This window comes from Paenibacillus sp. MDMC362 (assembly GCF_003269305.1).
Taxonomy (GTDB): Bacteria; Bacillota; Bacilli; order Paenibacillales; family Paenibacillaceae; genus Paenibacillus_AQ.
Map to the genome: position 1 here is coordinate 396,485 of NZ_QLYT01000008.1, position 25,202 is coordinate 421,686.

17 protein-coding genes and 1 tRNA gene are annotated in these 25,202 nt (G+C 50.2%); 5 read left to right on the plus strand and 13 right to left on the minus strand.

Annotated elements, in window-relative coordinates; translation table 11 throughout:
- Positions 1-61 precede the first annotated feature (61 nt).
- Positions 62-223: a hypothetical protein gene (locus tag DP091_RS31215; RefSeq protein ID WP_181469721.1), complete on the plus strand. Its 162-nt coding sequence runs from the start codon at positions 62-64 to the stop codon at positions 221-223.
- Positions 224-387: 164 nt separating this feature from the next.
- Here DP091_RS31215 and DP091_RS04130 read toward each other — a convergent pair whose 3' ends face one another.
- From DP091_RS04130 to DP091_RS04175, 10 genes are all read right to left on the minus strand, one after another.
- Entirely contained in the window at positions 388-3,120 is a 2,733-nt protein-coding gene (locus DP091_RS04130) for an alpha-mannosidase (protein WP_113057165.1), read from the minus strand.
- Between the two features lie 21 nt (positions 3,121-3,141).
- Positions 3,142-6,282, minus strand: a complete 3,141-nt coding sequence (locus DP091_RS04135; RefSeq protein ID WP_113057166.1) for a beta-galactosidase — start codon at positions 6,280-6,282, stop codon at positions 3,142-3,144.
- A complete protein-coding gene (locus tag DP091_RS04140; RefSeq protein WP_113057167.1) occupies positions 6,279-7,598 on the minus strand; it encodes a glycoside hydrolase family 125 protein in 1,320 nt (439 codons plus the stop codon). Before DP091_RS04140 ends, DP091_RS04135 begins: the two co-directional genes overlap by 4 nt.
- 20 nt (positions 7,599-7,618) lie before the next feature.
- Positions 7,619-10,732, minus strand: a complete 3,114-nt coding sequence (locus DP091_RS04145) for an alpha-mannosidase (protein ID WP_113057168.1) — start codon at positions 10,730-10,732, stop codon at positions 7,619-7,621.
- Positions 10,733-10,735: 3 nt separating this feature from the next.
- The gene (locus DP091_RS04150) at positions 10,736-13,033 is read right to left on the minus strand and encodes a glycoside hydrolase family 3 N-terminal domain-containing protein (protein WP_113057169.1); all 2,298 of its coding nucleotides are present in this window, start codon (positions 13,031-13,033) and stop codon (positions 10,736-10,738) included.
- 26 nt (positions 13,034-13,059) lie between these two features.
- A complete protein-coding gene (locus DP091_RS04155; protein ID WP_071223071.1) occupies positions 13,060-13,956 on the minus strand; it encodes a carbohydrate ABC transporter permease in 897 nt (298 codons plus the stop codon).
- Between the two features lie 53 nt (positions 13,957-14,009).
- Positions 14,010-14,939 carry an ABC transporter permease gene (locus DP091_RS04160; protein ID WP_175320733.1) on the minus strand — a complete coding sequence of 310 codons (930 nt, stop codon included), beginning with the start codon at positions 14,937-14,939 and terminating at the stop codon, positions 14,010-14,012.
- A gap of 140 nt (positions 14,940-15,079) precedes the next feature.
- Positions 15,080-16,558: an ABC transporter substrate-binding protein gene (locus DP091_RS04165; protein ID WP_113057170.1), complete on the minus strand. Its 1,479-nt coding sequence runs from the start codon at positions 16,556-16,558 to the stop codon at positions 15,080-15,082.
- A gap of 128 nt (positions 16,559-16,686) precedes the next feature.
- Positions 16,687-18,198, minus strand: a complete 1,512-nt coding sequence (locus DP091_RS04170) for a response regulator transcription factor (protein WP_113057171.1) — start codon at positions 18,196-18,198, stop codon at positions 16,687-16,689.
- Complete coding sequence (locus DP091_RS04175; protein ID WP_113057172.1) at positions 18,191-20,014, minus strand: cache domain-containing sensor histidine kinase; 1,824 nt, start codon at positions 20,012-20,014, stop codon at positions 18,191-18,193. Before DP091_RS04175 ends, DP091_RS04170 begins: the two co-directional genes overlap by 8 nt.
- Before the next feature lie 184 nt (positions 20,015-20,198).
- Here DP091_RS04175 and DP091_RS04180 point away from each other — a divergent pair, with 184 nt between their 5' ends.
- Both DP091_RS04180 and DP091_RS04185 read left to right on the plus strand, forming a co-directional pair.
- Positions 20,199-20,537 carry a L,D-transpeptidase gene (locus DP091_RS04180; RefSeq protein ID WP_113057173.1) on the plus strand — a complete coding sequence of 113 codons (339 nt, stop codon included), beginning with the start codon at positions 20,199-20,201 and terminating at the stop codon, positions 20,535-20,537.
- Between the two features lie 97 nt (positions 20,538-20,634).
- On the plus strand, positions 20,635-21,711 hold the full coding sequence (locus DP091_RS04185) for an AI-2E family transporter (RefSeq protein ID WP_113057174.1): 1,077 nt from the start codon (positions 20,635-20,637) through the stop codon (positions 21,709-21,711).
- Between the two features lie 100 nt (positions 21,712-21,811).
- Here DP091_RS04185 and DP091_RS04190 read toward each other — a convergent pair whose 3' ends face one another.
- The 3 genes from DP091_RS04190 to DP091_RS04200 all read right to left on the minus strand — a co-directional run bounded on the left by DP091_RS04190 (position 21,812) and on the right by DP091_RS04200 (position 23,204).
- Positions 21,812-22,207 (minus strand): hypothetical protein, encoded by a 396-nt coding sequence (locus DP091_RS04190; RefSeq protein ID WP_113057262.1) that lies wholly within the window; start codon positions 22,205-22,207, stop codon positions 21,812-21,814.
- Between the two features lie 19 nt (positions 22,208-22,226).
- The gene (locus tag DP091_RS04195) at positions 22,227-22,913 is read right to left on the minus strand and encodes a uracil-DNA glycosylase (protein ID WP_113057263.1); all 687 of its coding nucleotides are present in this window, start codon (positions 22,911-22,913) and stop codon (positions 22,227-22,229) included.
- Positions 22,914-23,118: 205 nt separating this feature from the next.
- Positions 23,119-23,204: transfer RNA gene (locus DP091_RS04200), tRNA-Leu, on the minus strand.
- Positions 23,205-23,562: 358 nt separating this feature from the next.
- Here DP091_RS04200 and DP091_RS04205 point away from each other — a divergent pair.
- Positions 23,563-24,327, plus strand: a complete 765-nt coding sequence (locus DP091_RS04205) for a polysaccharide deacetylase family protein (RefSeq protein ID WP_113057175.1) — start codon at positions 23,563-23,565, stop codon at positions 24,325-24,327.
- A gap of 200 nt (positions 24,328-24,527) precedes the next feature.
- Positions 24,528-25,127, plus strand: coding sequence for a TetR/AcrR family transcriptional regulator (locus DP091_RS04210; RefSeq protein WP_113057176.1), 600 nt, complete (start codon positions 24,528-24,530; stop codon positions 25,125-25,127).
- Positions 25,128-25,202 lie beyond the last annotated feature (75 nt).

Sequence of the window (25,202 nt, forward strand, 5' to 3'; positions counted from 1 at the left end):
ATCTTGTATAGGATAACTTATACATTATATTTGAATCAACCATCTAAAGGGGGAGTTAACCATGGACATCCATTCGGAGGAATATAAAATTGCCTCACTCAACGGGAATGAAGGTACCTTGAAAGCGATTGAAGACGCTGAGACCAAAATTGCCGAGCTAACTGGCAAAGATATCACCCTGATTGCTTACGAGAAAGACCAAACCCAAGAGAAGAATCAATAATCAAGCCGAGTAAAATAAAGAGCTGCCCTCCAACCGTCCATTGAGGCCTAGGGAGAGCAGCTTTTTCATTTCATTATGCAAGACAGCAAGGCCCGATCCCTGTAACTCGGGATCGGGCTTTGCCGGACCGGGATGTCATATTCCCAGCGGTATCTAATAAATGCTTACTTGACCGAAACTTTAACGCCGAGTGTTACGATTTCGTGAGGCTTAACCGGCAGCGTGAAGCTTGCTTGATCATCAAAGCTTTGAACCGCTCCCTCTACTTCCAGAATAGAGCTCTTATAAACGCCCTGGGAAGGTAGAGAAGATTTCAGCTTCAGCTCTGTATCCGTGCCCGCCATATTGAACCAGCGCAGCATCAGATCCCCGGTCTTCGGATTCACTTTCAGGGAAGAGAACGCCAGTTCTTCATGGCTCCATTCAAGCGGTGCGGAAGTCGATGCGACGGAACCAGCATGGACTCCAGTCTGTGCAACCGTCCATGGGATTTGGAACTGGTAAGCCTCAGCGTATGCTGATTTCATGCCGTCTCCCTGATGCGGAATGACCTCCATACGTACGGTATGAACGCCGATGCACTGAGCCTCAGGTGTTGGGAAGTACCCCCAATCACCGAGCTCGCCTACGGAACGAAGCAATGTAACGGCGATGGTATTCCGGCCGTCACGCAGGACTTCATATTCATTCAATCCCTGGTTAGCTACCGTCAACCCTGCGGTGGCCGTCGTAACGTCAACGAAAGCCTGTTGGTGAGCCGTATAGCTTGGGTTCTCCCATTCGGCAGCAGGTTCGTTATCCCGGGTTGCCACTTCAAACATGGAATCCACGTTATGGGACGATGCCTGCAGATCCGTTGGGAACAATGCACGCACCCGATGATCCTTCGCCTGATTATCCATCGTCGCTTCAATCTCCACGCCTTTGCCGCTGCGGTTCAGACTGACCACGGTACGAATGCGCATGGGCACCATCTCGCTCGATCTTTGCGCTTTGCGGTTTGGATAATATACAAGTTCATGCTGCTCTTCATCCAGCTTGCTGTCGGCCATAGCCGGAATGGACCAGTTATGAACGATTTCAATGGATGCGCGGTAAGGCGTATCTTCCAGAACCGAAATTTGGGCGGTTTGGCCTTTCGTGGTCAATGCCGCTTCGCCATCCGGCTGTTTGTACATATATTCGTTACCGATATCTCCGGTATTTTCATAAACGGCCAGATCGCGGTAGACTTGTCCGTTCTTTTTATCCGTCAAGGCGAAGGAACCGTCCCCTTGGATCTCAACCTTGATCAGCTCATTCTCCATTACATTGGCATTGCTGATTAAGGATTCAACCTCGGCAGGCTTCACTTCACTCTTCACCCAAGCATAAGCAGTCAATCCCATTGCAGGAATTGCGCTTGCCTCGAAGGTGAGTCTCACACGACGGCACATATACGGCTGGCGGAAACGGTCGTCCGGCAGATCGTATCCGAACTGAAGACCCAGATCCTCAACGGTACAAGGTACAGCTTGTCCTTGAGCGTTAACCAGCACGCGGCCGGACAAGTCGATTTCCTTCATCCGGCGGCTGGTTTCCTCCAAAGAGTAACCTTCCCGGAAATAGAGCCGTTTCGCGTCCAGCTCGATGCTGACCGTACCGCTGCGGCTCCAACCCGTCGTATTGAATACAACAAGCGGCAGCGGATCGGATCCCCACTGCTCGAAGGCGCTCGTGTCAACGGCATCTGCAATGACGCGAACACTGTCGTCCACGATATTTTCAGCCACATGTGCGCTTTTCTCAAAGCGGGTAACCATTTCACGGTGAACTTCGTCCACGCTGCAGCCGCAAATGCTGTCATGCGGATGGTTCTGCATCAGCGTCTTCCATGCGTAGGTGAACAGATGATGCGGATACTCCTTGCCCAGCAGGCTGGCGTAGGAAGCAAGCGGTTCGGCCACTTTTTCGAGTAAGGTCTGGCCGCGCTGGTTCATCTGCTTCAGGTACACGCGTGCCGAAGCGGTATTCACGAGCGTTCCCCATCCATCGGTACGCTGACTGCGCAGCTCTCCTTTGACGGAGGAAAGATCCCGTGGCAGCTTCTCCCGAACGGCTTTCAGGTAATCGTCAAAATTGGAATGAATAAACTCCGTATCCGGATACAGCTTCTTCGCTGTACGGATGCCTTCCGGAAGATCAGTCTGTATCGGCTGATGGTCACACCCGTTCATGTAAAGCAGCTCAGGCGTGGAAGCAAACTTCTCGGCATCCGCCAGCTTGCGGTCCCAGAATGCCTTCGCTTCCGCTTCATCAACGGGAACCTCGTTACCGTTACTGTACCAGTTGGCAAACAGGATGCCCAGCACCTTGGAGCCGTCCGGACCTTCCCACATCAGCTCTGAGAATGAAGACTCATAACCGCTGTCGGAGACGGTATTGTTAAAGCCCGTTGGCTTCACGCCCCTGCCGAAGAAGGCATTATCGATGCCGGACTGCAGCATCAACTGCGGTATTTGGCCTGTAAGTCCAAATGTATCGGGGAAATATCCGATTTTGGAAACTGTACCGTATCGCTCGGCATCCTGGTGTCCGATCTGCATATTTCTCACGTTAGCTTCACTGCTTGTCAGGTAGGCATCCTGCAGAATGTACCATGGACCGATCATAATGCGACCATCCGCGATCAGCTTCTCAAGCTGCTCTTTCTTCTCGGGTCTCACCTGCAAATAGTCCTCGATAATAATCGTCTGGCCATCAAGGAAAAAGCTGCGGTACTCCGAGTCCTTCTCCATCGTCTCAAGCAAGCTGTCCATGAGCTCGATCAACCGCACATGGTGCTTTTCATACGGTAAATACCACTCGCGGTCCCAGTGAGTATGCGAAATTATATGTGCTTTTCTGGATTGATCCATCGTTGCTTAGTCCCCCTTATGTTAGCCCTTCGATACCGTGATTTCGACCTCATCCGGACGGTACACCGATAACAGGTCACCGCTCGCATCTACTGCAAACAAGACCGAACGATCCGCTTCCAGCACGAATGAATAATTGAGGCCTGTGGAAGGATCCTTTACCTCAACGTTCGTGTCCCACGATTGCTCCGAGCCGAATACGAAGAGAGCTCCTTCTTCAAACGTTACCTTGCGTCCGTATACGCCGGAATGTTCTCCGCCTTGATTCCAGATCAGTCCAGTGTCGGCAGCGGACAGCTCCAATGCATACCGATATAAAGCCGAAATGGTGTCGATTCGATCATTCAATTCTACGGGAAGCGGGCTCCAGAGAAGACGCCCTGCTCCAAGCTTCACGTCTACAATAGAGTCGCCGGCCACATCGGCCGGTTTCGCCCCGCTGCCTGCCGGAATTTCTTTGCTCAGCTCGGCAATCTTCCGATGGCCATACGATGCAGACCATGTACGATCCCCAATGCGCAAGCTCTCTTCCCGGCGCACATTCGCCAGCTTCCGCTCGCCCAGCTCCTTTGTCATTCGATCGACCTGATGCCAATATGCATCCAGACCGATAGGACCTGTCAGAAGCAGCGTAGCTCCTGTTTCCTTCACGATATCCATCAACTCGGCAAACGCCTGATCATCTACATTGTGCGCGCTCGGCAGAATGATGAACTTCACCGGATGGTTGCGCAGCGAGCTTAAATCATACTCCCCGACAGCGCGGAATGGCACGTTCAGCTCGTAAGCAAGCGCGCGCGTCGCCTTGGTCGTTGCTTCAAAAGCGAGCTTACGGTTCGAGAAATCGTTCGAATAAGGGAAGATAACGGCAGTCTCTTCCAGCTTCCGGCCTTTAAACATATCCCGGATGCCTTCCATGAAAGCACCGAAATCATACGACACATCCGCTTCCGGTTTCTCCGTGCCGTCAGCGCGGACAGCTCCGATATGCGATTCATTGGCATTGTCCATGTAGAAATTCGTGTTCCAGATCCAATGAATGGCTCCGGCGCCTCCCGTGGAGAAGGCGTAAGCATACTTGCGCTCCAGCAGATTCCGCAGCTCGGCTTCGGTTCGCTTCGCCCGGCCATCCGGTGTCTCCACGTACATGATGCCCGTTTCCTGAATCAGGTTCGGTTTATCCGGCGTTTTGGCAAAGATGCCGTCCCAGATCAAATAGTCGTTGAACCACCAGGAGTGGACCGTCGTATAGTCTACGGCTTCGGCATAGAAGAACGGAGATGGACGCTGTGCGCCAAGCGCCTCGTCCTGTCCAACGGTTACCATATGATCTGGGCATACTTCTTTAATATCGTTATATAATTCCTTGGCCCAGCGGTTATGCATGTCCATGGAGAACAGTACGTAATCAAGCCATTGTGTGCCTTTTTTCCCTTGATGCATATCTTGAACGTCAAAATTGATGACTTGTGGCTCCGGCGGAACCACGGAGTCAAAACCAGGCAGCTGATCGGCTGTCATATTCCAGCGTTCCTGCAGACGCTCAATCGAACCATGGCGCTTCTTCAGCCAGTCGATATAAGCTTGTTTCTCGAATGGATCCCTCGCGGAACGCGGTCCGTCCGAGAAAATCTGCGGCGGATCGAACATGGAAGGCTCGTTAATCAGATCCCAGTCCACATTCTTCGTATTTTTATGTCTGCTAATGATGGAACGTATGAAACGCTTCTGCGCCTCCACACTTCGCGGATCGAGGTAAGGATTTTGACCTTCCCAAGTCTCCGGTGTGAAGGAGAAGAACGTGAATGTCACCTGCAAATCATGCTTCTTCGCCGTTAACAGGAAGGCGTCAATCGAACGCAAAACCTCTTCAGATGCATGACCGTCCACCTGCATAATATTGCGGTATGCGGTCCAGATCCCGGTACGAATCCAGTTGATGCCCGCATTACGCATCTGTGCCATATCGCGGTCCCATACATCCGTGTTCGGAAGGAACAGAAACTTACGCGCTACATCGGAGGTCATGTAAGTCATCCCGACAACAGGCAGCGGGCGGCCATCCTTGATGAAGTAATCCCGATTGCAGGTTACAGGCGTTCCCGCCTGCAAAAGCTCGGAATCTGTTCCCCAGAACCCTTGTCTCAGCCGGCGGATTTCTCCATCCGGTCCTTCAGCTTCACATACGACCCGATAGGATCCCGGCTTGATATTCAGCATAACCGGAATACGCTGCACATGAAATTGTCCAGTCACATCCACCGTCTCGGAATGATGCCATGATAAGGATTCATCTTGGTCGTGCTTGACGGAGATGCGGAATGTCCAGCTCTGCGGCTCTTGTACGGGTAAGCCCCGGCCAAGACGTTGTGCCTGCAGGGTCAGAATCGCGCGTTCGCCGGACTCGTAGGCCGCATAATTCGGCTTGATCCACAGCTCGGTGATGCCCTTTGCGCAGAATGCCGCCCAGCGCCGTACCTCATCTCCTCCATCCTGTTCCCAGAAAGAGGCTGTGAGAGGCTGATTCACAAACATCCAGCGTCCGCCCAAGAAAGGTCCGCCGACGTTTTCCCACAGAACCGCAGGAGCCGCGACTTCTCTTCCCTTCGCCGTGGTCCCCTTAAGGAGCGGATATATCCGTGTATCCATCGGCCCGGCCGATCCCATCTGATGCGGCAGGTCACTGCTTTTGGTGACATGCGGAACCAGGTTCCACGTATCGCGGACGGATAACCGCTCACGGCAGCTTTCCATAACCGGAATAACGTCACTTGCAGTCAAATGGTCGACGCGCCCGCTGTCCACTGGCAGCACTTCATGAATATGGAGCTGCTGGTGGTATGCCGTTTGTTCATGCTCTACCACCCAATCTCCATCCTCCATCCGGACAGGGCGTTTGAAGGGGGCACCGCCTACGCTGACGAGACCGCCGCCATTTCTCAGAAAGTCCAGGATCGCTCTCCAGGCGCTTTTCGGGAAGTAAGGCGCATGCAAATTGACAATGCTTGAGCCCTGTCCACCTGCAGATTCCAGCGCTTCAGCCAAATCCTCAGCACGGCACACGACGTCGAATGCATGCAGGGCCGCCGCGCTAGCCGGCAAACCGGCAGCTTCTGCTGCCGGAAAGGACGGATCGTAGAATACAATCAGACGCCCGCTCATAGAATCCCTGCTTTCATCGCCTGATACACCAATTGCGAGAAGAGGCTGTTGGACCAAGCAAACCAAGATCTAGTAAAGACTTTTGGATCGTCGGCATGGAAGCCTTCATGCATAAAGCCGGTATCGGCATCGGTCGCTTCCAGCAGCGCAATCATCTCCAGCTTCTCTTCGGCCGTCTGTGCCGTAATTCCCTGCATGGACAAGGCCATATGCCAGATGTAATCTGGCGGTGTATGCGGACTGCCGATTCCTTTGGCAACGGCGCCCTCGTAGTAGAAAGGGTTCTCTTTACTGAGCGCAAAACGTCTGGTGTTTTGATAGATCGGATCATCTGCTGAGCAATATCCCAGATAAGGGATGGACATGAGTCCAGGGGTTCCCGCATCATCCATCAAGCAGTAATTCCCGTAACCGTCTGTTTCATAGGCGTAGATCGGTCCAAACTCCGGATGGCGGTAGATGCCGTACAACTGAATCCCGTGATCCACATCAGCTTCGAGTCGTTTCAGCTCATCGAGCAGCTTCATATCCCGGAATACCCATTCCGCGAATTCCTGCATTTGACGCAGGGCGACAACGGCGAACATGTTGCCCGGAATATTGTAGTGGAAGTCGCAAGCGTCATCGCTTGAACGGAAGCCGGACCAGATCATGCCCGTATAATTCACCGGCATGCCGAGCCCGTGATTGCGCAAGGAATCCGTTGGAATGCCGTTATCCCGCGTGAAACGGTAAGGCGATTTCTCGAAATGATGCTGCTCGGTTTTGAACAGCTCGATGATCTTGATCATAGCCGACTTGAAGTTGGCGTCGAACACATCCGTAAGTCCGGTTTCCTTCCAATACAGGTAGCCCAAGCGAACGGAGAAGCATAGCGAATCAATCTCAAACTTGCGCTCCCATACCCATGGGGACATCTCGGTTTCGTCGGTTGTGTTCCAATGCCAGTCATTCGCCGATTCATTAAAGGCGTTGGCATAAGGATCGATATGAATATATTGAAAATGGCGTTTGATCAATCCGCTTAAAATCCGCTGCAGCTGCGGATCATTCTTCGCAAACGGAATGTAATGGATCACCTGTTCTACCGAATCACGCAGCCACATGGCCGGAATATCACCGGTAATTACAAATGTCGTGCCATCCTCCATCAGTTTGGTTGTTGTCTCCAGTGTGTTCGGGAACGTGTTTTTGAACAGCTGAAGCAGCTTTGGACGGTGCGCAAGCTTTTCTTCAGCCTCTTGCAGAACCGCCTGAATCGATTGCGGCAGCTCAAGCTCCGGCATTGGTATTTTGGGGAGTCTGAATTGTTCCATGGTTGTTCTGGCTCCTTTGATTAAGTATGATGTGTAGTCAATTTGATGGTTTTGATCTCATACGGCAAGAATTGAAGGGTTAACCTTCCTTCCGCAGGATCCAGTAGTTCGAGTTCTTCTTCCAAGGCGTTGGATACATGGACGCTTTCATAAGGATAAGGCCAGCTCAGTACTGCTTCGTCTCGGCCCCCCGCCGATTCATACATCCGAAGGATATACCCTGAACCGTCTTCTGCTGGTTTAACGGTATCCAGGATCACATGATCGCTCTCAAACGGAATAAACGAATGAACAGAAGCCCGAAGCCCCTTGTTCGAGCTTGTTCTTACGTATGGAAGCTCATGATTGAGCTCGGCAGCTTTACGGACGATCCCGGCACTTCTCCAGTCTCCTTCATGCGGGTACAAGGAATACGTGAACTCATGCTCACCCAAGTCTGCCGTGACATCGGGCCACTTCGGCGCGCGCAGCAGGGACAACCGGATGGTGCTATCCTGAATGTCATACCCGTACTTGCAGTCGTTGATGAGGCTGACGCCGTATCCATGCTCCGACACATCGGCGAAACGGTGGCCGCAGACTTCATATTGCGCCTGCTCCCAGCTTGTATTGCGATGGGTCGGTCTCTCGATGGTTCCGAATGGAATCTCATAAGTAGCCTTATCGGCAACGACTCCGATCGGGAAGCCGACTTTCAGCAGTTTATGTGATTCATTCCAACTGACAATCGTCTTGAAGTCGATCCGCCGGTCATGATGATAAAAAATCATGTCCTGCACGATCTCCGAGTTATGGATGCGCCAGCGGAAACGCAGCACATCCTGTACCTCACCCGCATGCACCAGCTTCTTCTCGATCAGCTCCGCCTCTCCGGCTAATTGCTCCTCGTAACGGGTGTCGATATCCCATGCGTCCCACAGCGTCGGACGGTCATGGAAGAAGTGGAAGCGGTTCGCGGCTTCGCCCGGCTTGACCACTTCCCGATGAGCCTCTTTATCCCACAGGCTCGTGATTTCGCCGCGCTCATTAAAGCTGACCTTATAATGATCCGTTTCCCAGGAATCTGCGAACATTGTAGTAGAATTCTCCGCCACCGCCTGGTTTCCTGCTGACGGCTTCAACCAAATGGTCTTGTATCCCAATGCTGGGATGCCTTGAACATGAACATTCAAACGGTGAGTGGTTTTACCGTTCTCTTCGGTTTGAGCATCGTAATGCAGCAGCACTCCATCCGAATCATACGGCGCGAGGTCCTGCGCTCCTTCAATCGAAATGACCGCATCTCGGCTCCATCCAAGTCCGTTGAAGATGACATACGGAATGCCTTCCCCTTCTGTATCGGCCTGATCCGCCAATACCTGAAGTCCAAGACGGAGACTATGATTTCCTTTTTCGAATACCTCTGCGTATTCCTTCTCGGAGGTGACGTAAGACTCCGTAATGGCAGAGCCCGGGATAATGTCATGAAATTGATTCAGCAAAATCAACTTCCATCCGTCATGCAGCTCGCTCATAATCGCCTGCCGCTTCTCGTTGTTCATCGACGAAAAGGCCATCGAATTCCAGAGCTCCGCCTCGCGGTACAGAATTTCCGCCTTCCGGTTATGACGCTTGTTCCGCGCATGCGTTGTATAAGTGCCGCGATGAAGCTCAAGATACAAATCCCCGCGCCATTTCGGCAGCTTCGGCTGTGTTTCCTCGATCCCGCCGAAAAACTCGGCAGCCGTACTGTACTTGCTGGCCGGTTGCCCCACCATAAGCCCGGCACGGTCGATATACTCCAACATTTCGCGGGTTACGCCGCCTCCGCCGTCACCGTGTCCATACAGCAGCATCTGCTCCGGATGAACGGATCTTTGGCGATATGACTGCCAATGCTCGTGAACATCTTTTGGCAGCGTGTTCTCGTTCACGCCATGATTGAGATAGGATAACATCGGGGTTCCATCGATCCCGACCCAATGGAACAGATCGTAAGGGAACACATTCGTATCGTTCCAGCCAAGTTTTGTTGTCATGAAATAACGAATGCCGCCATGCTTCAGGATCTGAGGCAGCGATGCACAATAACCAAACGTATCCGGCAGCCACTCTATATGAGACGTCAGACCAAACTCTTCTTGATAGAAGCGCTGCCCGTACAGCATTTGACGCATGAGGGACTCCCCGCTCGGAATGTTCAGGTCCGGTTCGACCCACATCCCGCCGACCAGCTCCCAGCGTCCTTCCTTGATTCTGGCCTTCACTCTCTCGTACAGCTCAGGATCGTGATCCTTCAGGAACTGGTACAGCAAAGGCTGGCTTTGCGCATATTTAAATTCGGGATATTCATTCATTAGAGCATCCATGGTAGAGAAGGTCCGGCTTGTTTTTCGCACGGTTTCCCGGACGGGCCACAGCCAGGCGATGTCGATATGCGATTGGCCTACCATATGCTCGGTGCCTTCGGCATGGCCGCCAATGGCAGTTACCGCCTGTTTCAGATCACCCTCAATCCCGGTTACGTGAGCGCCATCCCGGATGGCTGCGTCATCCAAGCTGACAAAGCGGTCCATCGCCCGATACAGCGCCTCCATTAAGCGAATTCGCCGCATATCGCTATCCGGCAACAGGATAAGCGAATCGCGGATCACGGTCGCGGTGTACATCAGACTCTGAACGGACACGTTCACGTTGACTAGCAAGCTTTGCACCCTAGTAATCGGAGGCTGAATGACAGCCTGCTGATTCAGCGGGTCTACCGGCTCCGGAATCGGATCGTACAACTCGATCTCAAGCTCCATGTTCATGCCGGTGCGTTTCGGATCAAGCTTGACGAAAGTATGATTGCGGTCCAAGCCCTGATAAGATACTCCGTTTATGCGCAGCAATCCCTCGCCCCCGGAGTGAAACACAAGTCCGATCGCTCCGTCCACCCAGTGGGTGGGCAATTCAAGGTTCCTCCGAAAGAAATAGGTTGTTCCCTGCGTGCTCGGAAACCTGTTGAAGTCATGCCCCTCTGTATAAGGAGCCGTATCCTCATACACGCCCGGAACCATGTAAGTCGTTCGGGTTATGTCCCACTCTCTAAGCTCCGTCGACTCCAGCCACTGCCGCTCCGACAGTTCGCGTATAAAGCGTCGAATACGTTCCATTGATTAATCCTCCTGTACGGTCAGATCTGCACTAAGCGTATCGTTCACATGCCTGCCTAGCATAACACGGAACAGCCCGGATTCAACCACCTGCCGGTAATCTTGACCGATATATTGAAGCTGTTCCGGACCGATCGTGAATTCCACCTTCCGCCGCTCTCCGGGCTGCAGAGAGATTTTGCGGAAGCCCTTCAGCTCACGGGCCGGTCTCGTATATTTGCTGGCCGCATCGCTCACATACAATTGTACAACCTCGGACCCTTCCCGGTCTCCACTATTTGTAACATTCACAGAGACAACGGCGGATTCGCCTGTTCCGATCACTTCTGGTGTAACTTGAATATCCGAATAACGGAATTCGGTATAGCTAAGCCCGTATCCAAACGGATAACGCGGCTGGGAATTCTCTTCGAGGTAACGCTTACCGCGCGACCGCTTGCCGTTATAATAAACCGGCAGCTGACCGACATGCTTCGGTATCGACATCGTCAGCTTGCCGGACGGATTCACGTCCCCGAACAAAATGTCCGCTACCGCATGTCCGCCTTCCTGCCCAGGATACCATGCTTCCAGAATCGCATCGGCATGCTCGTCGATCCACGGCTCCGCGATCGGCCGGCCGTTGATATACACAACGATCATCCGCTTGCCTAGCTTATAGATCTCCTGGGCCAATTCCAATTGAACGCCGGATAGCTGCAGCGTCATCCGGTCAATGCCTTCGCCGCAATCCATGTCGCTTAAAGCATCGTCCGTGACCTTCGAAGCCCCTGTCCGCAAATCGATCGTGCCTTCGCCGAAATCGCGGGCACTGGAACCGCCCAGCACCATGACCACGGTATCGGCCTGATCCGCGCAAGCTAACGCGAATTCAAAACCTTCCCTGGAGTCATCCTTAATGCGACAGCCCGGTGCATACAATACACGATTCGCCTCATCACCCAGTTTCGCGCGCATTCCATCAAGGACGGTGGTCACGCTTGCAGGCGGCTGAGGAGACGTATAATCGCCAAGCTGATTGTAGCCCTGATCGGCGTTAGGTCCAATGACGGCAATCACGCCGCTTTCTTTGGATAACGGCAGCGCCTTGCTTTCATTCTTGAGCAGAACGATGCCTTCCGCAGCAAGCTGTCTGGCAAGATCCACATGATGCTGGCTGCCAATAACCTCCTCGGCTACCTGAGGATCCACGTACGGATTCTCGAATAGTCCGAGCTTGAATTTCAAGGTCAATACGCGGCGCACGGCCTCATCCAATACGGCAACTTCAAGCTTGTTTAACTCGATCGCGTTCAGGAGATGCTTGCCAAACATCTCGCCTGACATCTCCATATCGATGCCGGCACGAAGTGCCTGAACAGCGGCATCCATTCCGTCTTCAGCGGTGTCATGGCCGCTGGCCAGCATATCAATCGCACCGCAGTCGGTGATGACCATGCCGTCAAAGCCCCACTCCTTGCGGAGAATGCCGTCAAGCAGCTCGGTGTTGACGGTGCACGGCACGCCGTCTATCTCGTTATAAGCCGGCATAACGGATGCAGCTCCTGCCTCCACCGCCTTCTTGAACGGAAGCATATCCACTTCCATCAATTCACGTGTTCCCATATGCACGGGTCCCGCATTTCTCCCGCCTTCTGAGCTGCCATAACCCACAAAATGCTTCAACGTCGCCGCAACACTGCTCGGGCTGTCCAATGAATCACCTTGAAGGCCTTCCACCGATGCAACCGCATATTCGCTGATCAGGTATGGATCTTCGCCAAAGCATTCCTCGGTACGACCCCATCTTGGGTCGCGCACGACGTCGAGAACCGGGGAATACGTGACGGCACCGCCTTGGCTGCGCGTTTCGAGCGCCACGGCACGGCACATATCCCGGTATAAATCCACGTTCCATGTGCTCCCGATGGACAGCGGCACCGGAAAGACCGTGCCGCCGATGGCCATATGCCCATGCGAGCATTCCTCCCCGATCAGAATCGGAATGCCCAGACGCGATTCCTCAATGGCGTAGCGCTGGATGTAGTTGACGGCTTCTGCTCCTTCACGCGGAGAAAGACCGGTCTCAAGTGTTACACCGGTCCATGGATCGGCGCGAAGGGTCCCGTAAAGGGATCCGACGCCGCCATTTTTCACTTGCTCTTTAAATGAATCCGTTAATGAAATCCGGCCTTCATTTACTTCATAGGTCTTCCAGCCGAACGGCTGGATCAGCTGCCCAACCTTTTCCTTCAGGTTCATCAGGCCAAGAAGATGTTCAACTCTTTCCGTAATGGGTTTACTGGAATCTTTATAAGTCATCTCATACCCTCCGGTACATGAAGAATTTATTCTTTAACCGCGCCGATGGTCAGACCTTGAATGAAATAGCGCTGGAAGAACGGATAAGCCAGAATAATCGGCCCGGTTGCCAGAACGACCATCGCCATCCGCGACGTATCCTGCGGCATGCTCTGCAGAGCGGCCATGCTTAGGGATGAATTCTGAGAGTTCTGCAGGATGAACTGCATGCTGGTCTCAATCCGCATGAGCATGGATTGCAGCGGAACGAGGTTCGGATCATCAATGTAGAGCAATGCGTTGAACCAGTCATTCCAGTAACCCAAGGTGCTGAACAACCCGATGGTTGCCAGACCCGGCAGGGATAGCGGCAATACCAGCTTGTAGAAGATTTTAAACTCGCTTGCACCGTCAATTTTGCCGGATTCAATGATAGCATCCGGAACGCTGGTGCTGTAGAACGTACGAAGAATCATGATATAAAAGGCGTTGAGCGCCAATGGCAGGATCAAAGCCCAGATGGAATCTTTCAGCCCGAGCAATTGCGTTGCAACGATATAAGTCGGTACAAGTCCCCCGTTAAACAGCATCGTGAAAAATGCAAAGAACGCGAAGAAGTTCCGATATCTGAAACCCTTGCGAGAGATTGCATAGGCATACAAGGAGATAATGAACAAGCTGATCAACGTCCCCACTACCGTTACAAAGATCGTAACGCCATAGGACCGAAGAAGCGTATCGCCTGTCTGGAATACATATTTGTAAGCTTCAAGACTCCACTTCTCCGGCCAAATTTGGTAACCGTTGCGGGCCAGTGATCCTTCATCTGTAAATGAAATGATCATGACGAACAGGAACGGAAATACACATAAGAACGAGAAAATACCGGCAATCAGGTTGAATACGACATTCCACCCGGATGAAAGCTGATGGAAATCTTTCATCTTGCTTTTAGATTTGAACACATCACATACCCCCTTCTTGGTAGATTGATCGATTAGAACAATGCATTATCCTTGTCATATTTACGAACGATATAGTTCGATACCATAACCAGAATAAATCCGACTACCGACTGGTACAGACCCGCAGCGGTACTCATTCCGATCTCGCCCGTTGTCTTCAAACCACGGTATACATAGGTATCAATGACGTTCGTTACGGAATACAAGGTTCCCGAATCCCTTGGCACTTGATAGAAGAGACCAAAGTCAGCGTAGAAGATTTTACCGATCGCAAGAAGAGTCAAAATGGTCATCAGCGGTTTCAGCATCGGAAGCGTAATGGCTTTAATCTGCTGCCACTTGTTTGCTCCGTCAATCATGGCTGCTTCATACAAGGATTTGTCGATCCCCATAATCGCCGCCAGATAAACGACGCTGTTATAACCAACGGATTTCCACAAACTGATTAACGTCAGGAATATCGGCCAATACTTGGCCTCGGAATACCATTGAACCGGCTCCATGCCGAACCAGCCCAGAATCTGATTCAGCATCCCTTTATCCATGCTCAGGAAACTGAATGCGAAGTAACCTACGATAACCCAGGACAGGAAATACGGCAGGAACATACCGGTTTGATAGACTTTCGCCAATTTCTTGTTCACGATTTCAGACAAAACGATAGCCAGTGCTACGGATAGAATGAGACCTAGAATAATGAACACGAAATTATATAGAACGGTGTTGCGCGTAATGATGTAAGCATCGTTGGTACTGAACAGGAACTTAAAGTTCTGGAATCCTACCCATTCACTATTAACGATACTTGCCCAGAACCCGTCACGGCTAAAGCGGTATTCCTTAAATGCAATAATGGTCCCGAACATGGGCAAATATGAGAATAAAAGAAACCATAAGGTCCCCGGCAAAACCATGAACAGCATGGCCTTATTCGTCATAATATTTTTGAAAAACTGTCCGATCGCTCTCACGCTTACCCCTCCTCGTGATGTGCATGAAATGAACAAAAGAAGGGCGGGTGAACATCCGCCGCCCCGTCCTTGTTCATGCCGCAGCGGTACTGCTGTCCCTTAGGACAGGCAGGCCGCTTCATGCATTGTTATTACTTGCTTGCTTTCCAAGCATCAATTTGGCTTTGTGCTTCAGCGATGATCTTGTCCAGACCAGCAGCTTTCAGCTTTTCATTCGCTTTTGGCAGGAATTCCTCAGGATTCACGGTACCTGTCATCAGCGGCGCCCAGAACTCTTCTTTTACGTTATTGACTGCTGCGAGCTCTGTGGATACTTTGGTTGGATCGAAGTTGAAACCGAGAAGCGGAGCAGGCTGGCCAGACTCGTTAAACTTCTTGAACTCTTCCCATTTGTTCTCAGGATCCTCAGGGTTCAAGTAGGTCAGCATGACATTACCAAGCGCGAAGGTAGGCATGTCGTAGTTTTTCGATTCTGGCAAGTTTTCCATTACGTTCTCGCTAAGCTTTTTGTAGTGCACGCCTTCGATACCGGAGTCAACCAGGTTGCGAAGATATACGTCAGTGTTCAGGAGATTCAAGAACTCCATAGCTTTCTCAGGGTATTTCGAGTTAGCGGAAATTGCTTGCATCGAACCCATTACCGACCAGTTGAAGATCGTTGCGTCGCCAGCCGGAGTGGATACAACCGGATAGCCGTAGCTTTGGCTCCACAGATTGTCTGCGAACGGCTGCGTTGCCGCACGATCCGCGAACCAGTTGCCGGATGTCATCAAATCCTGCGTCGAAGTTGTTGTCGCTGCTTCCGGGGAAATGTATCCCGCTTTGTAGTACTTGTTCATCAATTTAAGCATGTCCATCGTTTCCGGCATTTCGAGGAAGTTCACAACTTTCAACTCTTCCTTGTCATCCAGGTAAACGGCCATTGGCATTTTTTCGATGATGTAGTCAAACGGAAGCAATGGTCCGAAGTCTTTGCTGATAGCCAAAGGAACGACATTCGGTTCTTTTTCCTTAATCGTTTTCAGCAGTGGCTCCAAGCTTTCCATCGATCTCACGTTCGAAATATCGAGGTTGTATTTATCAAGCAGCGTTTTGTTAAAGCGCCATGCTTCTTGAGCAGGAAGCTCTTTGTTTGCCGGAATTGCATAGTTGTGACCATCAACCTTGGAACCTTCCAGGAACGCAGGGTCAATGGCGTCTTTAATGCCTTTTCCATGGCTTTCGATCAGCTCGTCCAATTCCATGAATGCGCCTTTACGTGCATTTTGCACATAGTCAAACGCCCAGGAGCTGGTGAACAGGATATCCATCGGTTCGCCGGATGCTGCCATGACTTGCATCTTCTGGTTGTAATCACCGAAGTCGATCATTTTCATGTCAACGGTTACACCAATCTTCTCAGCAGTGTATTTATTGATTTCTTCCTCTACCTTGTCAACATCCTTTTGAGGTGTTCCGATGGTGTACCAGATCAGCTCAACCGGTTTCTCGGCAGTTCCCCCACCGTTTCCTGCACTCTCTTCTTTGTTGCCTCCGCATGCCGACAACAGCATGGATGCAGACAATAGCAGCGTTAGCGGCAGGAGCCATTTCTTTTTCGATTTACTCATGTTTATCCTCCCTTTTGAATCCTTTGTGTCTCTACACTTATAAGGTTATCCCATGAAAGCAGTTTCACATAGGCGAAAAATTAAAGGTATTATGGTGAAAATAAAGAAAAAAACTCTGATTAAATTAATCAGAGCATTCCTCGAAAATCCCTCGGCGATACGCCGACGAATTTTTTGAACTGTTTATAGAAATAACCGGTTTCCCAATAACCTACATTTTTTGCGATATCCTGCACTTTCGTCGAAGTGTTTCGGAGCAGTTCCTTGGCTCGTTCAATCCGGTATCGGTTAATATACTCCGTAAAGTTCTCACCTGTCTCTTTATGGAACAGATGCCCCAGGTAGACGGGATGAATATGATATTGGGCGCCTAACGCCTTCAGTGACAAATCCTCGTTATAATGATGCTGGATATGATGCAGAATCTGCTGGATGACAGGGCTCTTCACGTCATTGTTGAGCGAATCGACCAGTCCGCCAACCCCTTCCTTCACGGCCGTAATCAGATCGTCGATCGATACGGAATCCATAATATCGGTCATTGTATTTTTCACAAAATCAGGGGCAGCCGTGTATTGGATATCGTTCAGCTCCAGCTTCAGTCGAATGACCATCTCGACCGCGATGCTCTTGAGAGTCGTTGGGATCATCCCCTGCGAATGGCGAAGCCGATCAAAATCACTGTCAATCAAGTCAAACAGCACCTGTTTGTCCCTTCCGGCGATGCCTTTGGCATATTCGGGCCACTGTACGGAATAGGATTCCGCCGCTTCTCCCTTCTTGGCTTGAACATCCACATAATCCACATAGGAGGGCTGCTCCAGAACGAGATAGTATTCCTGTGCCTCCTTGGCGTGAAGATAACTGTCCTTATAATTACCGCCAAGGCTTTCCACGCTGCCAAGCGAGATGGACAACTCTTCTTCATAGCAATACTCGCGCACCTGCTGCAGGAGCCGGATGGCTCTCGCTTTTTCCGTGTCCGGATCTTTCATCATAAAAATCACCACGTGATCGCCGTCGTTATCCCGGAAATACAGCACACCCGGCTCCTGGTCCATTAATTGATACAGACAGCTCTCCAGCGGCGTGAAATCCGCTCTCAGGATAGACGCCATGACGTAAGGCAAATTCAGATTCAGCCCCAGAAGGGTCGCCCGCTCCTCCAGCTCCTCCGGCTCAATCCGGTCCGTGATCCAGCGATACAGGATATTGCTCCGCAAAATGTTAATGTCGTACTCGTCCAGTCTCATTTCCCTTCTGGATTTGTTCATTTTATCCGTTGTGCTGGCAATCGTTTCTTCCAGCTCTTTCAGATTGATCGGCTTGAGCAAATAGTTCTCGATCCCCAGACGCATGCCTTCCTTCAAATAAGCAAAATCGTCGAAACCGCTCAGGATGATCACCTTCAGATTACGGTTTAATTTACGCGCGCCCTCAATCAATTCAAGTCCCGTCATGACAGGCATCGATATATCCGTAATGAGAATATCAACCGGAATGACCGCCATCTTCTCCAGCGCCTTGCGCCCATTCTCCGCATGACCGACCACCTCGATGCCATACTTCGACCAATCCACGACGTCATATAATCCCTCTATAATGAACGGCTCATCGTCCACGATAAACACTTTATACATCGTTATTCAGCTTCCCTTCTGCCACCGGAAATTTGACTGTCACCGTCGTACCGTTACCCGGCTCACTCTGGATGTCCATTCCGTACGAACTTCCAAACGTCAGCTTTAACCGCTCATTCACACTCCGCAAACCAAACGATTCTTCACTCGACTCGGCCATCTCCAGCCGGGATTTGATCTCCTCAAGCTGCTCCGGCTCGATCCCTTTCCCGTTATCCTTGATCTCGATAATGACATCACCATCCTGCTGTGCCGCGTTTATCGTCAGCCAGTTATCATCCTGGTCGCTGCGCAGCCCATGAACGATGTAATTCTCAATCAGTGGCTGCAGTGACATTTTCATCATCGGCACATGCTTGATTTGTTCCTCACAGTTCATTTTGTAAATATACTTGTCCTTATAGCGAATGCGAAACAGTTCCAGATAGAGCCTGCACGCCTCCAGCTCATCCTTCAGCGTATAGTGGGACTTGTGCTGAACGATATTCTTGAACAGCATCGATAAGCTGTAGATCATATCGCCAACATCCTGCGCCCCTTGCGAGAGAGCTCTCATTCGAATCACTTCGAGCGTATTATAAAGGAAATGCGGATTAATTCTGGCTTGCAATGCAGACAGCTCCGCGTTCTTCTGGTTAATTTCCGCCTTGTACACCTTGTCGATATACCGGGAAAGCTCGTCCAGCATTTCATTAAAGCTGCCCGCAATTTGCCCCAGCTGATCATCCTTGGTATCCTGCATCCGCGCCACGAACTCTCCCTTCTCAACCTTACGCATAAAACGGATAATGTTATCTGTCCGCTTGGAGTAATTCACGATCATCAGCGAAGGAATGGACACAGCAATCACGATGCACAGCAGGGCAGCAATCATGATGGTGCTCTGCACGCCATGGAAAGATTCAGCAATCTCACGTTTAGGCGTAATGCCAACCACCGTATAACCTGCCTGATTGTGCGCTGCCGTTGTAATATACGATTCTTCGTCGAGGTTCACGGTTTCTTTGGAATTCAGCAGCCGGTCGGCATAAGGATATTTCTCGCCGTAATATTTGCCAGAGGAATCAAACATCACGCGGCCATCGCCGGATAAAACCATTACGGATCCCTTCAAATGATCTTTGCCACTGTTCAGGACGACATCCAGTGCTTCCGTTCGATATAAAATAACCAGCTGCCCCAGATTCTTGTAGGTGGCCATATCATTAATCGGGCTCCGAATCGAAAATAACGGTAGGGTCACGTCTCCGGCCAGCTTACGCACCCATAGATTCGGCAATGTGACACTCTGGCTTTCAAGCGCCATCACGTCGGGGATGTAAGAGTGCGTGGCATTCGCCTGATAGAGCCTCGTCATGCTGCCCTGCTTGTAAACATACACATACTGCTTTTCGGCACTGTACAGCATAATATTCTCGATATCCGGATCATCGTCCAGCCTCTGCTTAAAGTAAGCGACCACGCTGTCTGAATTGGACTGCCCGCCGCCCGCAATCCGGTTCATTCGCTTGGCCATGTACTCATTAAACGAGTTCATGAGGAAATAGGAAGTGTCAATGCCTAGAGAGGTGTTGCGATACAGTTCATTCACATAAGACTGCGCATTCTCATATTTTTGATTCACGTGCCGTTCCACCCGCTCAACCGCGCTTCGCTGAATGTCCAATTCACTGCGAACGGCTGATTGAAACAAGAAATAATACATAAGAAAAGATAAGGTGACAATGGTAACCACCGCAATCAGGGAGATTAACAGCAGCATCTTGGTAAACATATTATTTTTGATATATTTGTGATAAAACCTAGCAGGAGACATCGGTTTCCCCTTCCTGATGCAAACGTTGTTACTGCGTAGCATATTAAATATAACATCGGCCGACCGTCATCATTGGATGAAATTTCTACCAAGTTATGAAGGTGTAATTTGCCTATTTTAGGTTAATTTAGGGTCCTGCATTCCCCCTGGTTCATAGCATGAATCAGGAAGGAGAGGGTTTACAATGCCCCAATACCGCATTATTGTCGATTTATCCGATTATCAGCTGCACCTGCTGGATGGCAACATCGTGGTACGTACGTTCCCGGTTGCCATCGGCAAAATGGCTACGCAGACGCCGCCAGGCAATTACACCATCATCAACAAGCAGCCGAATCCCGGGGGACCGTTCGGAGCCTATTGGTTAGGGTTGTCCAAACCCCATTACGGCATCCATGGCACGAACGACCCTTCATCCATCGGCCGCCCCGTTTCCCTTGGATGTATTCGGATGTACAACGAGGATGTGACGGAGCTGGCTTCCCTCGTGCCCATCCATACCCGGGTCACCATACGAAACTGATAACATAAACTGGTGATTTCAAATCCCTCCAATTGGTTAAATACAAATGTTACATAGTACCTATGTATTTACTAATCGTTGTATGGAGGGATTGCCCATGATGCAGAGCAAATATTTCAGGACATGCTTTGGCATAATCGCACTGCTCTTGATCATTTATCTCGGTTCCGAAATCAGCTTTTTGTTCCGGCCAATCGTCTCCATGTTCAATATGCTGATCGTTCCCGTCGCGATGGCCGGCTTCTTCTATTATTTGCTCAGGCCGATCGTGGACTACCTGGAGCGTCGCAAAATCAAACGATCCATTGGCGTCCTGATGCTGTATTTCGTATTTGCCGGTCTCTGCGCCATCTTCGGCATTGTGGTGTGGCCGACTCTGCGCGAACAGATCGAAAACTTTATCAGCAATACCCCATTTCTGGTAGAGGGCGTGCAGGAACAGATTGACCAGCTGCAGCAGAATCGATTCTGGTCACGCTATATACCAACGGAATCCGAGCTGTCCACCTCACTGACGGAGTATATGAATCGGATCATTACCTGGATCAGCAACTCCATCAACAACCTGATTACCGTTGTATCGAGCGTTGTCGTTATTATTGCTACGATTCCGATCATTCTGTACTACATGCTGAAGGAAGGCGGCAAGCTTCCGCCCAGGCTGCTCAGTGTTCTGCCAAGACGATATCGCCGCGATGGCCAGGAGGTGCTGGGTGAGATCGATACGGCACTCAGCAATTTTATTATCGGCAAAGTGATCCTGAATCTTATCCTTAGCATTATGATTTATATCGGATTTCTGATCATCGGGCTGCCCTATTCCTTGCTCTTGACAGTGATTTCCTTCTTCTTGAATTTCATCCCGTATATCGGAGCGCTGCTGGCGACCATTCCCGCCGTCATTATCGGATTTATCGAATCTCCTTCCATTGCGATATGGTCCGTTGTCGTTATTGTCATCGCTCAGCAGATCCAAGATAATATTCTGACACCGGTCATCTACGGGAAGCAGCTTGATATTCACCCGTTGACCACGATAGTCCTCATCCTTGTAGGCGGCGATTTCTTCGGGCTGCTGGGCATCCTGCTCGCCATTCCGGCTTACATGATCATCAAAATTATCGTGGTACGGATTTACGAACTGTTCCTTGCCGAAAAAGTAGAAGACGCATAATGAACTCGGCTTACTGAAAGACATACATTTCCATCTGCACAAAAAAGGATGTCCCCGCCAACTTCACGATCGCTGCTGGGGACATCCTTTATTTAAAGAATCACGCATTGCCGCGCAGGGACCGAACCACAAAATAATGCTCGTCCTTACGCAATACCATGCCATTTGACAGGGTAACGGTATCCTCATCGTGAGAAGTCAGGATGGCCTGTGATGACACCAGTCGATTGCCCCTCCATATCATGACGGAAGATCCAAAATAGACGGCATTATCAAATTGAATGGTATGGTTCACGACATAACCGATGGAGTTCAAGGCCGGGTATGCGTTTCTCGGCATAATTCTGTGAATGGCGCGAAACGGTATAACAAGCTCACCCGGGCCAAGAATCACTTTTTCCTGAACGGGATCCCATCCTTTCAACACACCTTCAACCGTGCTTTTTGCCCCGTCTAAACGCTGAATGACAACATGACGACCAATCCAATGTTTCATGAAGGTCACCTCTCGCGGATTATTCATCTCCATCGCCTAACGTGCTCGGGATGTCCCAATTCACGGGTTCCAGACCCTTTTGCATTAAAAAAGCATTAGATGTTGAAAATGGACGACTACCTAGGAATCCTTTATGCGCTGCAAACGGACTCGGATGACTGGACTCAAGCACCTTATGCCGGCTTCGGTCTATGAAGGAGCCTTTCTTCTGTGCGTAACTTCCCCATAATATAAAAACCATTGGTTGATCGCGTTCATTCAGTTTCGTAATGACCGTGTCGGTGAATTTCTCCCACCCGATCCCTTTGTGTGAGTTCGGCTCGCCTTCGCGAACCGTAAGCACTGCGTTAAGCAGCAGTACCCCTTGATCCGCCCACGATTGCAAGGAACCGTGATTGGGAATCGAGATTCCCAGATCCGAAGCAAGCTCCTTATGTATATTTCGTAAAGATGGAGGAACCGCAACCCCGGGCGAGACGGAAAAGCTCAGCCCCTGCGCCTGCCTACGACCGTGATAAGGGTCTTGTCCCAAAATTACGACTTTCGTCGATTGGTACGATGTTTGCTGAAGAGCCCGAAATATATCTTCCTTAGGGGGATACACCGTGCAGCGCCGGTACTCCTCGTCCACCCGTTCCATCAACGCTTGAAAATAAGGTTTATCCATTTCTCCCTGCAGAATAAGGTCCCAATCATTGTTAAACATCCGCATGTCTCCTCTCTCCTCCTCACACAGGCCAGCATGGAATCATAAAAGAATGCGATTTCTATTTTCGGAACACCAACATCTTCCGTTCAATTTGAATCAAATAACAACACGCATCATGAGTTGACCTTGTGTCGATTTAAAAAATAAGCCGGCACCCATACGGGGGCCGACTTATTTTGCATCTTACCAGACGCTGTTATAATGCCGAGGACGGGGGTCGAACCCGTACGGTAGTCACCTACCGCAGGATTTTAAGTCCTGTGCGTCTGCCAATTCCGCCACCCCGGCATATTTATCCGCGCATGTTCCTAGCGTCGTTCACGTTCACTTACATAACCGAAGGTACGCGTGGAATTCGCAATATTTTGCGATCTTATTCCGATATCTAGGTGTGCACATATCGTCTTAGCGACAAAATTGATAATACCATGTCCAACCATATGATGTCAATATATGAAACTCATAATTTTTCGCATCACCCTATCCAAAGCCTTATTCCCGAGAGCTTCGAGCCTCCCTCTAACTCATCCGTTCGAATCCTTCCGTTTTCCGTAAAGAATAATTTTACCGTTATCACCAAATGATAAATATGCTACCACTGTCATACGCGAAGACTAGAACAACAGAGAAAAGGATACCGCTCACCATGAAAAAACTCTCAACCGTCATATGGATCGCTCTCTCCATCTCCCTTTGCCATCATCATGTTGTCAACGCCAACCATGCGCCATCCGCTTCCAAAGGAAGGGGCTATTATGAGGAACGCGGCGAGATTGTATGGGAAGTCCCCACTCACAACAGAGTAATTGCTCTTACCTTTGACGATGGTCCGGACGCGCGGAACACCGTTCAAATTCTGGATCTGCTGAAGCAATATGACGCAAAAGCCACCTTCTTCGTTGTTGGCAGCCGGGTGGAGAAACACCCCGAGATCGTAGCGCGTGAGCTGCAGGAAGGACATGAGATCGGCAATCACTCTTACTCCCATCCTCCTTTTCACAATATTAATGTCAGCAAGTTAACGAGCGAGTTAAACCAGGCGCAAGATGCGATCTTCCAGGCAACCGGCATTCGAACCGTTCTGTTTCGTCCACCGGGAGGCAGCTATAATGAAGCAATTGTCCGCACGAGCAAGGATTTCGGTATGCTGACCGTATTATGGTCATGGCATCAAGATACGCTCGACTGGCGAAAACCCGGTGTTAACCGAATCGTTAAAAAAGTGCTGGATAATGCTCATAATGGAGACATCGTACTGATGCACGACTTTGTGCCAAGCAGTACACAGACGGTAGAGGCTCTCAAAGTGATTTTACCGGAGCTGCAAAAGAGAGGCTACGAGTTCGTGACCGTTTCGGAGCTGCTCTCCTATCATGAGAAAACGCGTAAATTCATTGAAGTAAACCATTAACGGGTTGAATTACGCTCAAGTGTTCTAGAATAACCGACTGCCTTCTGATGGTAACGGTTACTTTTTGGAAGACGCTTGGACCGAAAAAATACAGAGTCAATTTCCTCTTGAATATATCAAGTCCATTTGATAAGATACAGAACGAACGTTCAGTATATAAATTTTGAACAGCTTTCAAGGGTTTATAAGGGGGTGCATGCGTGAATAAAAAACAACAACAAACCGAAGATACCAAGCGACGAATAGCTGAAGCCGCCAAGGCGCTTTTTATGCAGAAGGGTTACAAATCAACGTCAATTGAGGAAATCGTTGAGGCCACGGGCAGCAGTAAAGGGAATATCTATTATCATTTCAAGAGCAAGGAAGGGCTGTTTCTGTATCTGGTTGAGGAATGGGACCTCGAGTGGGAACAGAAATGGAACAGCAAAGAGCAGCATTACACCACCACCGTTGACAAGCTGTACGGAATAGCCGATCAACTGGTGTTTGATGATCTGAACCACCCCTTCTCTAAGGCGCTTGATGAATTTATAAACAACAATGGCGATGTCAGCGAAGAAGTAGAACAAAGAATCGTTCAGATTATTAGGAGCCATTTGGAATTCAACCAGAAATTGCTGCAGCAAGGGATGGATCGCGGGGAGTTTGAGAATCATAATGTGGAGCAGCTGTCCGTTATCTTTGAGAGCCTCATTGTTGGCTTAAGCCAGATGTCGCGTATAACGAAGGTGGAAAATGCGCTTGCCCTTTATCATGCCGCCATCAAAGTATTTCTGCATGGCATTGAAAAGAAATCATGAAAAATATCAACTTTTTTTCATAGACTATCACAAACCGAACGTTCAGTATATTGTATACCGTATTACAATCATTTC

What these genes read in the sequence shown, in the direction of transcription:
- DP091_RS31215 (WP_181469721.1), top strand. Translation starts at nt 62, where the DNA reads ATGGACATCCATTCGGAGGAATATAAAATTGCCTCACTCAACGGGAAT.
- DP091_RS04130 (WP_113057165.1), bottom strand. Translation starts at nt 3,120, where the DNA reads ATGGATCAATCCAGAAAAGCACATATAATTTCGCATACTCACTGGGAC.
- DP091_RS04135 (WP_113057166.1), bottom strand. Translation starts at nt 6,282, where the DNA reads ATGAGCGGGCGTCTGATTGTATTCTACGATCCGTCCTTTCCGGCAGCA.
- DP091_RS04140 (WP_113057167.1), bottom strand. Translation starts at nt 7,598, where the DNA reads ATGGAACAATTCAGACTCCCCAAAATACCAATGCCGGAGCTTGAGCTG.
- DP091_RS04145 (WP_113057168.1), bottom strand. Translation starts at nt 10,732, where the DNA reads ATGGAACGTATTCGACGCTTTATACGCGAACTGTCGGAGCGGCAGTGG.
- DP091_RS04150 (WP_113057169.1), bottom strand. Translation starts at nt 13,033, where the DNA reads ATGACTTATAAAGATTCCAGTAAACCCATTACGGAAAGAGTTGAACAT.
- DP091_RS04155 (WP_071223071.1), bottom strand. Translation starts at nt 13,956, where the DNA reads ATGAAAGATTTCCATCAGCTTTCATCCGGGTGGAATGTCGTATTCAAC.
- DP091_RS04165 (WP_113057170.1), bottom strand. Translation starts at nt 16,558, where the DNA reads ATGAGTAAATCGAAAAAGAAATGGCTCCTGCCGCTAACGCTGCTATTG.
- DP091_RS04170 (WP_113057171.1), bottom strand. Translation starts at nt 18,198, where the DNA reads ATGTATAAAGTGTTTATCGTGGACGATGAGCCGTTCATTATAGAGGGA.
- DP091_RS04175 (WP_113057172.1), bottom strand. Translation starts at nt 20,014, where the DNA reads ATGTCTCCTGCTAGGTTTTATCACAAATATATCAAAAATAATATGTTT.
- DP091_RS04180 (WP_113057173.1), top strand. Translation starts at nt 20,199, where the DNA reads ATGCCCCAATACCGCATTATTGTCGATTTATCCGATTATCAGCTGCAC.
- DP091_RS04185 (WP_113057174.1), top strand. Translation starts at nt 20,635, where the DNA reads ATGATGCAGAGCAAATATTTCAGGACATGCTTTGGCATAATCGCACTG.
- DP091_RS04190 (WP_113057262.1), bottom strand. Translation starts at nt 22,207, where the DNA reads ATGAAACATTGGATTGGTCGTCATGTTGTCATTCAGCGTTTAGACGGG.
- DP091_RS04195 (WP_113057263.1), bottom strand. Translation starts at nt 22,913, where the DNA reads ATGTTTAACAATGATTGGGACCTTATTCTGCAGGGAGAAATGGATAAA.
- DP091_RS04205 (WP_113057175.1), top strand. Translation starts at nt 23,563, where the DNA reads ATGAAAAAACTCTCAACCGTCATATGGATCGCTCTCTCCATCTCCCTT.